Source organism: Phytoactinopolyspora limicola (assembly GCF_011320225.1).
Lineage (GTDB): Bacteria > Actinomycetota > Actinomycetes > Jiangellales > Jiangellaceae > Phytoactinopolyspora > Phytoactinopolyspora limicola.
In genome coordinates this window covers 35,906-49,183 of record NZ_JAAOEN010000020.1, presented here as the reverse complement: position 1 = coordinate 49,183, position 13,278 = coordinate 35,906, and the positions used below count along the sequence as shown (strand labels likewise).

Annotated in this window: 13 protein-coding genes and 1 pseudogene; 10 read left to right on the top strand and 4 right to left on the bottom strand. The window is 66.3% G+C overall.

What is annotated here, in order from left to right:
• The first annotated feature begins 37 nt into the window (after positions 1-37).
• From mshD to G8760_RS26395, 3 genes are all read left to right on the top strand, one after another.
• On the top strand, positions 38-958 hold the full coding sequence (mshD, locus tag G8760_RS26405) for a mycothiol synthase (RefSeq protein ID WP_207782753.1): 921 nt from the start codon (positions 38-40) through the stop codon (positions 956-958).
• Between the two features lie 90 nt (positions 959-1,048).
• Complete coding sequence (locus G8760_RS26400) at positions 1,049-3,130, top strand: RNA degradosome polyphosphate kinase (RefSeq protein ID WP_246222694.1); 2,082 nt, start codon at positions 1,049-1,051, stop codon at positions 3,128-3,130.
• Between the two features lie 40 nt (positions 3,131-3,170).
• On the top strand, positions 3,171-4,721 hold the full coding sequence (locus G8760_RS26395) for a CYTH and CHAD domain-containing protein (RefSeq protein ID WP_166355832.1): 1,551 nt from the start codon (positions 3,171-3,173) through the stop codon (positions 4,719-4,721).
• 45 nt (positions 4,722-4,766) lie between these two features.
• Here G8760_RS26395 and G8760_RS26390 read toward each other — a convergent pair whose 3' ends face one another.
• On the bottom strand, positions 4,767-5,378 hold the full coding sequence (locus tag G8760_RS26390) for a DUF47 family protein (protein WP_166355879.1): 612 nt from the start codon (positions 5,376-5,378) through the stop codon (positions 4,767-4,769).
• A gap of 475 nt (positions 5,379-5,853) precedes the next feature.
• Between G8760_RS26390 and G8760_RS26385 the strand changes: the two genes are divergently transcribed.
• The 6 genes from G8760_RS26385 to rpsR all read left to right on the top strand — a co-directional run bounded on the left by G8760_RS26385 (position 5,854) and on the right by rpsR (position 10,369).
• Positions 5,854-6,534, top strand: a complete 681-nt coding sequence (locus G8760_RS26385) for a uracil-DNA glycosylase (protein ID WP_166355831.1) — start codon at positions 5,854-5,856, stop codon at positions 6,532-6,534.
• 265 nt (positions 6,535-6,799) lie between these two features.
• Positions 6,800-7,003 carry a cold-shock protein gene (locus G8760_RS26380; protein ID WP_163817288.1) on the top strand — a complete coding sequence of 68 codons (204 nt, stop codon included), beginning with the start codon at positions 6,800-6,802 and terminating at the stop codon, positions 7,001-7,003.
• 534 nt (positions 7,004-7,537) lie between these two features.
• Entirely contained in the window at positions 7,538-8,113 is a 576-nt protein-coding gene (locus tag G8760_RS26375; protein WP_166355830.1) for an RNA polymerase sigma factor, read from the top strand.
• Positions 8,106-8,813, top strand: coding sequence for an anti-sigma factor (locus tag G8760_RS26370; RefSeq protein WP_166355829.1), 708 nt, complete (start codon positions 8,106-8,108; stop codon positions 8,811-8,813). The genes G8760_RS26375 and G8760_RS26370 overlap by 8 nt, the downstream gene beginning before the upstream one ends.
• 86 nt (positions 8,814-8,899) lie before the next feature.
• Complete coding sequence (locus tag G8760_RS26365; protein ID WP_166355828.1) at positions 8,900-9,619, top strand: glycerophosphodiester phosphodiesterase; 720 nt, start codon at positions 8,900-8,902, stop codon at positions 9,617-9,619.
• A 489-nt stretch (positions 9,620-10,108) separates the two neighbouring features.
• Positions 10,109-10,369, top strand: a complete 261-nt coding sequence (gene rpsR / locus G8760_RS26360; RefSeq protein ID WP_166355827.1) for a 30S ribosomal protein S18 — start codon at positions 10,109-10,111, stop codon at positions 10,367-10,369.
• 35 nt (positions 10,370-10,404) lie between these two features.
• Here rpsR and G8760_RS26355 read toward each other — a convergent pair whose 3' ends face one another.
• Positions 10,405-11,388: a DUF368 domain-containing protein gene (locus G8760_RS26355; protein WP_207782751.1), complete on the bottom strand. Its 984-nt coding sequence runs from the start codon at positions 11,386-11,388 to the stop codon at positions 10,405-10,407.
• 69 nt (positions 11,389-11,457) lie between these two features.
• Complete coding sequence (locus G8760_RS26350) at positions 11,458-11,637, bottom strand: hypothetical protein (protein WP_166355826.1); 180 nt, start codon at positions 11,635-11,637, stop codon at positions 11,458-11,460.
• 131 nt (positions 11,638-11,768) lie between these two features.
• Between G8760_RS26350 and G8760_RS26345 the strand changes: the two are divergent.
• Positions 11,769-12,170, top strand: a pseudogene (locus G8760_RS26345) (YjbQ family protein).
• A gap of 59 nt (positions 12,171-12,229) precedes the next feature.
• Here G8760_RS26345 and G8760_RS26340 read toward each other — a convergent pair.
• Positions 12,230-13,213: a sigma-70 family RNA polymerase sigma factor gene (locus G8760_RS26340; protein ID WP_246222692.1), complete on the bottom strand. Its 984-nt coding sequence runs from the start codon at positions 13,211-13,213 to the stop codon at positions 12,230-12,232.
• Positions 13,214-13,278 lie beyond the last annotated feature (65 nt).

The following is a 13,278-nucleotide window of genomic DNA, read 5'->3' as shown; positions in this document are numbered from 1 at the left end:
GTGCCGGAGTGCGGTCCACATCGGAGATGATGCACGCGTGCACATCGACCACGCCACAGTTTTCGATCACGACACCCTCGTCCAGGTTCAGGCGCTCGCCGACGAGGCCAGCCGCGCCGACGGGCGGGCACCGTTCTCCGACGATCTCTGGGACCACGCCGCGGCGGGCACCACTGAGATCGCACTGGCCCTGCGCCCGGTCGACCAGGCCACACCGCGGGGCGGGAACGCTCCGCTCGCCGGGGCCGCCTTCGCCGGCAGACAAGGCACCCGCCTAGCCGCCGAGTTGCTGGTCGCCCCGCACCATCGAGGACAAGGGCACGGCCGGGCGTTGCTGTCGCAGCTCCTAAGTACAGCGAGTGGAGAGCTGTGGATTTGGTCACACGGAGATCATCCCGCCGCCCGCGACCTGGCGCGCCGCGCCGGCCTGGAACGCGCCCGGGAGCTGCTTCAACTGCGCCGTCCGGCCCTCCTGGCAGTGCCTGAAACCACACCGCCGGACGGCGTGACCATCCGCTCGTTCGTGCCGGGCCAGGACGAAGCCGCGTGGGTGGCGGCCAACGCCGCCGCCTTCTCCTGGCATCCGGAGCAGGGGCACCGCACCATCGCCGACATCCGCGCCGCACAGTCCGATCCCAGCTTCGACCCGGCGGGGTTTTTCCTCGCTGTCGACGCCGAAGGTCAGGTGCTCGGGTTCCACTGGACCAAGGTGCATCTCGCGGAAGGGGACAGCGCCCCGCTGGGTGAGGTGTACGTCCTGGGCGTGACCCCAGCGGCGCAGGGCTCGGGCCTGGGTTCGCATCTGACCGCTGTGGGACTGACCCACCTGGCCCGGCAACCCGGCGTCGAGGAGATCATGCTGTACGTCGAGGGAGACAACACAGCCGCATTACACGTGTACGAGCGCCTCGGTTTCAGCCGCCACGCTATCGACGTGGCGTACCGGCGTACGGGTTGAACACCTGTCGGTCACCTTCCGGGCCGGTCGTCGCGGATCGGACCGACGAGCGCTACCTGCGGTTAACGCAGACGTGACACCATGGTGCGTATGGCCCCGGAACAACCCGCTGCGGAGGAACGCTACCTCGACCGGGAGCTGTCCTGGCTGGCCTTCAACACACGCGTGCTGGAGCTCGCCGAGGACCCGGACGTTCCTCTGCTCGAGCGGACCCGCTTCCTGTCCATCTTCTCCAGCAACCTCGACGAGTTCTACATGGTCCGGGTGGCCGGGCTGAAGCGCCGCATCGCCGCCGGCGTCGCCGTTCCGGCGGTCAGCGGGCTGCTCCCCCGCGGGCTCCTCGAGCGCACCCTGGAGCGCACCCGAGAGCTGATGCTGCGCCAATCCGGGTGTTTCCGCGAAGACGTGCTGCCAGCGCTGGTCAAGGAAGACATCGAGCTGGCCCGATGGGGCGAGCTCGACGACGACGAACACGACCGGGTGCGGACCCTGTTCCAAGAGCGGATCTTCCCCGTTCTGACACCTCTGGCGGTAGACCCGGCGCATCCGTTCCCTTACATCTCCGGGCTCTCGCTCAATCTCGCCGTCATGGTCCGCAACCCTCTCAACGACACCGAACACTTCGCCAGAGTTAAGGTGCCGCCCAACTTCCCCCGCTTTCTACCAGTCGCCGAACAGCGGTTCGTGCCGCTCGAGGACGTCATCGCCGCGCACCTCGCTCTGCTGTTCCCCGGAATGGAGGTTCAGGAGCACCACACGTTCCGGGTCACTCGCAACGAAGACCTCGAGGTCGAGGAGGACGACGCCGAAAACCTCCTGACCGCTATGGAACGGGAGCTGATGCGGCGCCGGTTCGGCCCGGCGGTCCGGCTGGAGGTCGAAGACACCGTCGACCCGCACGTCCTCGATCTGCTCCAACGTGAGCTCGGCGTCACCCACCAGGAGACGTTCTCTTTACCCGGCCCGCTCGACCTCACCGGCCTGAGCGGAATCGCCGACCTCGACCGGGCCGAGCTGAAATACCGGCCGTTCCTGCCAGCAACCCACCGCGACCTGCCGGACGTCGAGTCCGCGGCCCCGGCCGACATGTTCGCGGCGATCTCCAAGGGCGACGTCCTGGTCCATCACCCTTACGATTCCTTCTCGACGAGCGTGCAACGGTTCATCGAGCAGGCCGCCGCCGATCCCCACGTGCTCGGCATCAAGCAGACGCTCTATCGGACCAGCGGCGACTCCCCTATCGTCGACGCGTTGGTGGACGCCGCCGAGTCCGGCAAGCAGGTCCTAGCCCTGGTCGAGATCAAGGCCAGGTTCGATGAGCAAGCCAATATCACGTGGGCCCGCAAGCTCGAACAAGCCGGCGTCCACGTCGTCTACGGCCTGGTCGGTCTGAAGACCCACTGCAAGCTGTGCCTGGTGGTACGCGACGAAGCCGGTGGTATCCGCCGCTACAGCCATATCGGCACCGGCAACTACCATCCGAAGACTGCCCGGCTCTATGAGGACCTCGGCCTGCTCACGGCCGACGCCGACGTCGCCGAAGACGTCAACCACCTCTTCAACAGCCTGTCCGGCTATTCGATCGAGCCTGAGTACAAACGGCTGCTCGTCGCCCCGCACTCGCTGCGGCCCGGACTCCTGGAACGTATCCACCGTGAGGTCGAGCACCATCGCGCGGGGCGGCCGGCGCGGATCCGGTTGAAGCTGAACTCGTTGGTGGACGAAGTCATCGTCGACGCGCTCTACGAGGCATCGGAGGCGGGTGTGCCGGCTGACGTGTGGGTCCGCGGCATCTGTAGCCTGCGCGCCGGCGTATCTGGCCTATCGGACAACATCCGGGTGATCAGCACCCTCGGTCGTTTCCTCGAACATTCGCGGATCCTGGCGTTCGAGAACGGCGGCGAACCCGAGTACTGGATCGGGTCGGCCGACCTCATGCACCGCAACCTGGACCGGCGGGTCGAGGTGCTGGTCCGGCTGGTTCGGCAGCAACATCTCGACGATCTCTCCGCCTTGTTCGATCTGGCCTTCGATCCCAGCACCGCGGCGTGGCACCTGGAGCCCGACGGCACGTGGAATCGGATCCACCGCGATGCGGCCGGAGCCCCCCTGAGTGATCTTCAACAGGAACTCATCGAACGCAAGAAGCTACGCGGGAGGGGGCATCGATGATGCGGCGCGGAATCGACGCCCCCCAGTGGGAGGACACAACGTGACGGAGCCGGAACGGGTGCTGCGTCCTCGCACAGAACGCGAGGTCGAGCACAAGTTCCGTGTCCACGGCCTGTTCCAGGTTCCTGATCTGCACGCCGTCACCGGTGTCGCCTCCGTCGAGGATGCCGGCATGGTGCGGCTCGAATCCACGTACTTCGACACCACCGACCTTCGGCTGGCCCGCGAGGGTGTCACCCTACGCCGACGCACCGGCGACGACGAAGGCTGGCAGTTGAAGATTCCCGCCGATCCGACGATCCCCGGAGTCCGCGACGAAGTCCGGCTGCCGCTAGTGGTGTCTGCCGATTCCCCGCCCGACGAGTTGCTGCGAGTGGTCCGCGTCATCGTGCGTGGCGCACCGGTGCGGCCCGTCTCGACCCTCCGCACCGACCGGTCGATGCGGCGTGTCTACGGTGGGGCCGGCGCACCGATCGCGGAGCTCGTCGACGACACCGTGCGCGTCGTCGCACCCGATGGCACCGTCACCGCCCGGTTCCGGGAACTTGAGCTGGAGGAGCGCGCCGGCGGCCCCTTGGTGCACAGCCTCGTCGACGCGTTGACGACGGCCGGGGCGGTGCAGGGTGAGTTCGTCGCCAAGGTCGTGCGGGCGCTCGGCCCAGCGGCAGCCGCGGAGCCGGAGGTGCCAACACTCCCGGCGCCGGATCCGGACGGACCGGCGGGGGCCACCGCGGCGGCTTATGCGGCGCTGCACGTCCGAAACCTACGGCGCGCGGACATCGCGTTCCGTAGCCACCCGGAGGCGACCGACGAGGCGGTGCACCGGATGCGGGTCTGCGCCCGGCGGCTGCGAGCGGCCCTGCGCACCTTCCGGCCGCTGCTCGATCCCGACTGGACCCGGCATCTGCGCTCCGAGCTGACCTGGTTCGCCCGCGGCCTGAACGACCTCCGCGAGGCCGAGGTATTGCGGGCACGGCTGCGAGCCCATGCCCGTCGACTGACCGACCCGACACTCGTCGAGCCGGTCCGTGCGGAGATCACCCGGGAACTCGACACCATCGCCGGGCAGGCCCGGGCGGACGCCCTCGATCTCCTCGACTCCCACCGCTACCTCGCCCTCCATGAGGAACTCGCCCGGACGGGCAGCCAACCTCCGCTCACCGCCCGCGCCGACACCGCGGGACGAGAGGTGCTCCCCATCCTGGTGCGGAGGGCCTGGGTGCGGCTGTCCGGTGCCGCCGACGCCCTGACCCCGCATTCCCCCGACGACGAGTGGCATGACGTCCGGCTGCGGGCCAAACGCGCCCGGTACGCCGCGGAGGCGGTCGCACCCGCTTTGGGCGCGCCCGCCGCCGAGTTCGCTGCGCAAATGGAACGGCTCACCGACCTGTTGGGTGAACATCAAGACGCTGTCCAGGCAGGGAAGTTGGTGCGGCGGTTGGCCGACCAGTGCGCCGACAGCGATGTCGCCGCTGGGTTGCGCACACTCGCTGCCACGGAGGACGGCTACACCCGGGCAGCCCGGGAACAGTTCGCACAGGCATGGGCGGTGGCCCGGCGGGCCCGTTGGCGCCGCTGGTTCGCCAGCTGACGCGCGAAACGGCGCCGCGCCCAGGCCGTGGGGTCCAGGGTGTGGTCAGGATTCCTTGAGCGCGATCTGCTCGACGATGTTGGCGACGCGCTCGAAACCGTCGACCGCGGACTCCAGAATCTCGATTACGTCCTTCAGCTTGTGGACGGTCAACGCATCGTATTCACCTGAGAATATCCGGGCGAGGAGCCGCCGATAGGTTTGATCGGCTTCGTTCTCCAGCCGGTTGATCTCGATCCAGTACTTGGTGAGCTGGCTCGCGGTCCGTAGCCGCGGCATCGCCTCAGCGGTCAGCTCGGCGGCCCGGTCGAGGACGTCCACCATCGCCGCCACCCCGGTGGGGAGGTCCTTGACGCGGTACAACACCATAAAATCCAAGGCCGCCTCGACGTCGTCCAGAACGTCGTCGAGGCTACCGGCGAGGCGGTAGATGTCGTCGCGGTGGAACGGTGGTTTGGTCCCCGAGTTGACCCGTTTGACTATGTCGTGGGTGTGTTCGTCGCCGGTGTGTTCGATGTCTTTGAGGGTGGCGACCAAGGCGGCCCGATCCGCGTCCGGGGCAAGCGCCTCCGACAGCACCCGCACCCCAGCCCGGAGGTTCTGGGCCGAGGCCGTGAACAGGTCATAGAAGATGGGGTCACCTGGGGAGTGTCGCATCCGTAGGCGCACGAGTATCTTCCTCACGAGCGATGGTCTCTTGGAGGCGGTGCCTCGCATGGCCGGACGGGTTGGAATGCCATTGTCGTCTACCAAAGATCCGCTGTCGCCGTCTCTGCCGCCAACGAACCTCCGAGTTCGGACTCTAAGGCTTCGAGATGAACACTAGCGCAAGGTACCCGGTGTGAACGCTGCCCTACCCGCGTCGAAACACGTGGTGGCCTCGGCGTACTGCGCTTCGGGCCGGCCGAGCGTCCACCGGCTGGCGTGATGGACATCACCGGTCGAACTGAGGTTATGGCGGCCTGTGCGGACTGGGTAATCCGGACACCGCGAACCATCGTTTCGATAACGATGTCGCAACACGGTAGGGACGCGCTGACCCCTCGGTGGCGTAACCGGTGAAACGGCGGCATGCCAGCACGCGGCACTGCGGGCTCACGTGAGCGCTGGAGTCCCACTAGAGTTGCCACCCATGGCAGAGCCACGCCCCCTAGCCGAACTCGTCGAGCCCGGTTGGGCCCAGGCGCTCGAACCCGTCGCCAGTCAGGTCGCGGCCATGGGTGAGTTCCTCCGCGCGGAGATCGCGGCCGGACGGTCCTACCTGCCCGAAGGGCCCAACGTCCTGCGCGCCTTCACCCAGCCGTTTGCCGACGTCCGAGTGCTGATCGTCGGCCAGGATCCCTATCCGACACCTGGACACGCGGTGGGCCTCAGCTTCTCTGTCGCGCCCCACGTTCGGCCACTCCCACCGAGTTTGATCAATATATTTCGGGAGTATTGTGCCGATCTCGGATATCCCCCACCCAGCAACGGTGATCTTTCGCCATGGGCCGAGCGTGGGGTCCTTCTCCTCAACCGGGCGTTGACCGTTATCCCCCGTAAGCCCGCCGCACACCGGGGCAAAGGGTGGGAGACAGTGACTGAACAGGCCATTCGAGCGCTGGTGGCTCGAGACACCCCGTTCGTGGCGATCTTGTGGGGTCGCGACGCCCGCAACCTGCGGCCCTTGCTGGGAGATACACCGTGCATCGAGTCGGCTCATCCGAGCCCGATGTCTGCTCATAACGGATTCTTTGGATCGCGTCCCTTTAGCCGCGCCAACGACCTCTTGAGTGGCCTCGGATTGGAAGAGATAGACTGGAAACTTTCTTAACAGATATCGCTGGATTGCTCACTGTGCGGAAGGGCCCTTTGACAAAAAGAGCGAACATCGTATGCTGCGGGTCGCGGGCTCAAGGTGGTACTGTTTCCGCGGTTGCAGTAACAGTTCCTCGCACGTCCTTGACCGCCCGTGGATTGTTATAGCGGGCGTTTTTCGCTTCTCTGTGCCTAGCACGGTAGCGGGAGACGGCAGCAGCAACCGGGGGTCGCAACACGCGGCACCCAGAAGAACACCGTCCCCTAGGAGGACACAGCACATGGCACAGGGAACCGTCAAGTGGTTCAACGCCGAGAAGGGCTTCGGCTTCATCGCACAGGACAACGGCGAAGCCGATGTCTTCGTGCATTACTCGGCCATCCAGACAGAGGGCTACCGCACTCTGGATGAGAACCAGCGCGTGGAATTCGAGATCACGCAAGGCCCGAAGGGCCCGCAGGCAGATCAGGTACGCCCGATCTGATCCGACGTTCTCGGTGGCCGCGCTGGGTGCACGTCGCCGTCGGTAGACTGCCAACCCGCCGTTCGCCACTGTAAGTCCACACGAGGAACGCCCCCTCTCGCATCTCGCGACAGGGGGCGTTCTGCTCACCTCGTGTCGCGGTATCATTTGGGCCCGATTCCTTGGCACATTCCGCCCATCCAGCATTCGTTTCACAAACGATATTGATCCGTTATGTGAACGAGTTCAATCGGGCAAATCGGCAAAGTCTTCCCACTTGCCTTCTGCGCGCGTAAAAAGCTTCCGGAGAACGCCCTCCCGAAATGAAGCTTCCACACCAGCCCAATGCAGAAGCCGGTAAACAACAAGAACATGATCAATAGCCACGGCGCTGGTCGCACTTCCACGGGTATTCCACTCGCGGCCCCAGTGCGCCTCTCGAACGGCATCAGGATCGGGCTCAGCACACACCGTCGATGGATGGGAATTGCGGTTCGATCATCGCTGGTGTGGGCAATCTCTCGGCGCTCGCCGGACGTATCCTCGAATGTGCGAATGTTCACCCACGCCGATCGCGCCTCCGATGCCGCGCTGGTGGAAGGCCTCGCTCTCGGCGACCATCCCGCGGCGGCGGCGTTCGTACGCCGATTCCAGGGTGCGGTGTTCGGCTTGGCCGTCTCCATCACCAGAGATCCGAACCTGGCCGAAGATGTCAGCCAAGAGGTCTTCCTCCGGGCCTGGCGGGCCGCGCGGACCTACGATCCCCGGCGGGCATCCGCCCTCACCTGGCTGCTCACTATCACCCGGAACGCCGCGATCGACGCCGTCCGCGTGCGGCGGAACACACCCACCGACGACGAAGCCCTGGAGCGGCTCATCCACGACTCCCTACGCGCCCCAGACCCAGCGATGTCCACCTTGCACCGCGTCGAGGCCGAGCGGGCCATCGAGCGGCTCCGGGCACTCTCCCCCGACCAGGCCCGGGCCGTCGTTCTGGCGGTCCTCGGGGGCTGCACAGCTGCCCAGGTCAGCGAGTACGAGAACATCCCACTGGGCACCGCGAAAACCCGCATTCGGGCCGGCTTACAGCGTCTGAGGGGCCTGATGAGCTCGGAGGAACACCATGACTGAGCAGCATCCCACCGAGGACATGCTCATCGATCTCGCCCTCGGAGACTCCGCGGAACCGGATCATGATGCGCTCGTCGAGCACCTGACCGGCTGCGCCTCCTGCCGGGACACCTACGACGTCGCGGCCAGGACCATAGATCAGAGCCTGCCCGCCGCGCCGGTGCTTCAGCCGCGACCAGGATTCGATCAGACCGTCCTCACCGCGCTGGGAATCACTCCGGACCCCGAGGCGTCGGCAGCGCCCGCGCGGCGCCGCGGTGCTCACGACGGCGCGGACGGGCGGGTCCGACGGACCGGGATCCTGGTTGCGGCGGTAATCCTCGGCGTCCTGATCGGTGCCGGCAGCGTCGCGGCCTGGAATCAACCCTGGAACGGCCATGGTCCGGATCAGCCCACGGCGTCGATGCCCGGGGCGGCACTGACAACCGCGGACGACGAGGTTGTCGGGATGGCCGCCGTGAGCTACGTCGGCGACCAACGTGTCGTGGTGGTGGCGGCGGGGGGCGGGATCGAAGGGACGTCTTACGAGTGCCGGCTGCGGCTTGCCGACGGAAGTGCGGTGACGCTGGGCGAATGGCCGGTGCCCGACGATGGCGCGATGTGGGTCATGCCGGCCCCTGCCGCCCCTGCCGTCTCCGTCGAGTTGGTAGCCGACGATGGCACGGTCTGGTCCACGGCCACCCTCGACACGGATTCTTGACGATTCCTCGCACAGAGAAGTTGAGCAACGGGTGACGAGGTTCATAATGGGTGGAGAACAGCAATCGAACCGACCCTGAGGCCCCCATGACCACAAACGGTGATTCGCACGGTGGCCGCGGTGATCGTCCGTTGCTCACCGTAGCCCACCGTGCCGGCAACGTTACGGACGCCCTGCGTACGGCGCTCGAAGCCGGCGTGGACCTCGTCGAAGCCGACGTCCGCTACTTCAAAGGGGTACCGGAGGTGCGGCACGCCAAGACGTTGGGGCGGCAGCTCCTCTGGGAGCCCGGTGAGGTGATGAACCGGCATGACACCCCGGTGCCCACCCTGGCCGAGGTCCTCGACCAGCTGGGCCCCGACCGGCACCGCCTCATGCTGGATCTCAAGGGCGTACGCCTGGGCCTCGGCCCAGCGGTAGCCCGCGTGCTGCAGGAACACGCCGCAGGGGTTCCGGTGGCCATCTCCACTCCGCACTGGTGGATGTTCAAATCGTTCGCCGACCTCCCGGATATCCGACCGATTCTGTCCGCCGGTAGCTGGCCAATGGTGGAGCGGTTACGGGGACTCATCCGCAAGGGGCCGGACGCCTGGCCGAACCAACAGTCCATCTTCGGATGCTCGGTTCACCGCACTCTGCTTTCGCCGGCCATCGTCGCCGAGCTGCGCCGCCGCGTCCGTCACGTCATCACGTGGCCAGTCGACACCCAAGGAGATCTGGACGACGCTCTCCGGCTCGGCGTCACAGGTATCACGAGCAAGAACGTGTCTCTCCTGGCGTCGCTGACGACCAACGGCCGGACGTAGCTCTCGACCTGACGTGTGCCCGGTGATCGTTGCCGCTTTTGCGTCGCCACAAACCGGTAATCCACCCCATATCGGCTGGCTAGAGCGCGCGCAGCCAGCAACGATCACCCTCCGAGGGTACCGTCGCCGCCGCCGGCGCACCGGACGACCTGAAGGCCCAGATGGAAGCGACACGATCCAGGTCCACCTTCATCGACCCCCATGCCCCCGTCCCCATGATCATGAACACTTTTCCGGGTGATAACCCGGAAAAGTGTTCATGATCATGGGGACGGGAGGGGTCACTTCACCTTGCATCACCGCACTCCAGCTACACCTGGCAACCGGCCGGCATCGGTGGGATACTCGTGAGGCGAGCCGCAGGCACCCGCATACGTCACCATTGAGCAGCTCCACACCCGCCAGTTGAGAGCTGTTCTCATTCAGCCTAGAATTCGACTCTGTCTGTGCCGAAGCACCCGTACCCGACCTCCACGAGGAACTCACAACATGGCCAACCGCAAGCAGATCAAACCCGACAAGCGGTCCGCTCGTAAGCGGAAGAATCCGCTCGACGCGGCCGGCATCACGTATGTCGACTACAAGGACGTCAACCTCCTGCGCACCTTCATCTCCGACCGCGGCAAGATCCGCTCCCGGCGAGTCACAGGTCTCACCCCGCAGCAACAACGTGAGGTGGCGCGGGCGATCAAGAACGCTCGTGAGATGGCGCTGCTGCCCTATACCGAGGGTGGACGCGGCCCCCGCTGACCCCGCGACCTGAGCGCGCCGGCCGCAGTCCAGCTTCAGCCGGCGCGACGCGCCCAACGGCGCTCGACGACGACGAACGCGGCGACAACCGCGAATCCCAGCGCGGCGAGGCCAACGGCTGCGCCGAGGTGGTCTCCCGGGGCGAGGAGGGTTCGGTCCTCGTCCTGCCATGGCCACAACGCCCGCAAACACCCGGCCATCACCCCGGTGAGCACCACGAGGGTGAGCCGCCGGTGATTCTCCAACAGCCACTGTAGGAGTTTGACGAACGACGCCAGCCCGAGCGCGGCGCCGAGCATGAAGACCCCCAAATAACCGAAGTCGCGTTCGTTCACCGCGGACAAGGTGTCCTCATACAGTCCGAACGTCAGCAGGATGAACGAACCGGAGAGGCCGGGCAACACCAGGGCGGACACCGCCAACGCCGCTGCCAGCAGCACGAACGGTGGATCTGGCTCGACCTGTCCCGGTGGCAGACTCACCACGACGAACGCCACGATTCCGGCGCCGGCCGCCACCGCGATCTCGCGCCAGCTCCACGGCCCGGATGTCCCGTCTGGCGACCGCGGCGCCCGGCTGGCCAATGAGAACGGCACCGCCAGCGACGCCAGCACCAGGCCGAAGAACAGCCCGCGGCTCTGTACGGGGTTGTCCTCAACCCATCCTTCGATCAGCCGGGCCATGACCACCAGTGCCGCGAACATCCCGATCAGAAGCGGAACGATGACGTGCCACTCGACCCGGGCGAACTCTTCGCGGGCTCTACCACCGCCCCGTCCGCGGGGCAGGTCGGCAAGAGCCAGCCGCAGCCCGGAGAGGACGTGACCGGCGGAGGTAATGATCGTTTCGTAGACACCCACCACGAGCGCCACCGTGCCCCCGCTCACGCCGGGGACGGTCTCCACCGTGCCGATCAACGCACCGCGGGCTACGTCGACGCCGCGTGACAGCCAGGTGTTGGGCCGGGGTTCGCGCCGATGCCGCGGTCCGGCACCGTGCGCTCTCACGTCATTGGGCACCGACGAACCTTACCCCGCGGTTCGCCGCACCCTCCGAACCGGGATTCGGCACAACGAGACCATCCGGCATCAGCTGCTGAGTCGACGGTTCGACCTGCCTGTCAGCCGGCGACGCTGGGAGCTGTCGAGCATCAGGTACCCGGCAACGGGCACGCCGACCAACACCAAGAGAATGAACCACGTGGGCAGCAACCACCAGGCCAGCAGCACACCACCGGCTCCGATGAGGAGCTTGGTACCTGTAGACATCGTTCTCCCTCTCATCGCTGGAGGACCACTCGCCCTCTGGTTTCCATCGTCGGTTCCCGACGGGCCAATGCGCCTCGGGGATAGCCCTGATCTCGTCCCGGACCTGCCCCTGGCGGACGCAAAATGGACGTATGGACAGCACACTCATCGAACTGCGCACCGGGACCGAACTCGTCACCGACGTCACTGGCATGCTGCGCCGGTTCTGCGCCGGCCGCGGGGACGGGTTGTGTCACGCGTTCGTGCCACATGCGACGGCCGGCCTCGCCATCATGGAGACCGGTGCGGGCAGCGAGCCAGACCTCGCCGACACCATCGACCGGCTACTACCGCGCGAGGACATCTACCAACACCAGCACGGTAGCCCGGGTCACGGCCGCGACCACGTGTTGCCGGCGTTCATCGCCCCGTCGTTGTCGGTTCCGGTGCTCTGAGGTGAGCCTACGCTCGGCACCTGGCAGAGTGTGGTGTTCGTCGACTCCAACGTCGACAACCAGGACCGGCAGCTCCGGCTCTCCTTCCTGGCGGCGTGATCGTTGCCGGATTCACGTCGTTATCACCGGGTCGGCGGTCTCCCGGCATACGCGAATTCTCAACCGGCCCACTCCAGTAGTGGCTGGTTCCGGGCCGGATCACGCAGCACCGCGAGAGCCTGCTTCTCCAGCTGCCGGACCCGCTCCTTGGTGAGGCCGACCCGTTCACCCACTTCTTGGAGGGAATGCTGCCGGCCGTCGTGCAGCCCGTATCGCAGGGTGATGATCATGGCTTCGCGTGGGGCCAAGGTGTCGACGAGCGCCCTCAACTCCTCACCGAGGGCCCGGAACTCGGCGACGTCCGGGGCCTGTAACACCTCGGTGTCTTCGATGAGGTCACCCACGTTGGCGTGGCCGTCGTCGCCCACGGGCATGTCCAGACTGATCACGTCTTTGGACAGCTCACGCAGCTGATCCACCCGCTCGGGGGACATGTCGGCCTCCACGGCGATCTCGTCGACGGTCGGGGACCGGCCGAGGCTGAGGGTGAGTTTGCGCTCGGCACGGCCGAGCTTGGAAATGGCTTCGACCTGATACGCAGGCAGTCGGATGCTGCGGGCCTTCTCGGTGCGGCCGCGCTCGATGGCCTGCCGGATCCACCACATGGCGTAGGTGGAGAACTTGTATCCCTTGGCGTAGTCGAACTTCTCGACGGCGCGGATCAGGCCAAGGTTGCCGTCCTGAACCACGTCGAGGAAGGACAGCCCGGAGTTCCGGTAGAACTTGCGTGCGGCGGACACCACCAACCTGAGGTTGGCTCGGATCATGTGGTCCTTGGCGTCCTCACCATCGCGCACGATCGCTAATAGGTGGTCGCGCGGATGCGATGGTGGTGTGTCGCCGGCTGTGTCGTCCAACAGGTGAAGGGCGTACACGCCGGCCTCGATCCGCTTCGCCAGCTCGACCTCCTGCTCGGCCGAGAGTAGAGACGTACCGGCGATCTGCTTGAGGTACTGACCGACGAGATCGTAATCTTCGTCGCGGTCGCGAGGCTCGCTGCGCCGTGCCGCGCCGCCGTTACCGTGCCCATTCACCATGGCCATCGCTTCACCCCTCCTTCCTTTGTACTACCCGTCGCCAGGAGCTCGCATGTACTCGTCCGAGCCGA

Bases quoted from the DNA above. Each gene is read 5' to 3' on its own strand.
- G8760_RS26400 (WP_246222694.1), top strand. From the start codon at position 1,049: ATGGCCCCGGAACAACCCGCTGCGGAGGAACGCTACCTCGACCGGGAG.
- G8760_RS26390 (WP_166355879.1), bottom strand. From the start codon at position 5,378: ATGCGACACTCCCCAGGTGACCCCATCTTCTATGACCTGTTCACGGCC.
- G8760_RS26385 (WP_166355831.1), top strand. From the start codon at position 5,854: ATGGCAGAGCCACGCCCCCTAGCCGAACTCGTCGAGCCCGGTTGGGCC.
- G8760_RS26380 (WP_163817288.1), top strand. From the start codon at position 6,800: ATGGCACAGGGAACCGTCAAGTGGTTCAACGCCGAGAAGGGCTTCGGC.
- G8760_RS26375 (WP_166355830.1), top strand. From the start codon at position 7,538: ATGTTCACCCACGCCGATCGCGCCTCCGATGCCGCGCTGGTGGAAGGC.
- G8760_RS26370 (WP_166355829.1), top strand. From the start codon at position 8,106: ATGACTGAGCAGCATCCCACCGAGGACATGCTCATCGATCTCGCCCTC.
- G8760_RS26365 (WP_166355828.1), top strand. From the start codon at position 8,900: ATGACCACAAACGGTGATTCGCACGGTGGCCGCGGTGATCGTCCGTTG.
- rpsR (WP_166355827.1), top strand. From the start codon at position 10,109: ATGGCCAACCGCAAGCAGATCAAACCCGACAAGCGGTCCGCTCGTAAG.
- G8760_RS26350 (WP_166355826.1), bottom strand. From the start codon at position 11,637: ATGTCTACAGGTACCAAGCTCCTCATCGGAGCCGGTGGTGTGCTGCTG.
- G8760_RS26340 (WP_246222692.1), bottom strand. From the start codon at position 13,213: ATGGCCATGGTGAATGGGCACGGTAACGGCGGCGCGGCACGGCGCAGC.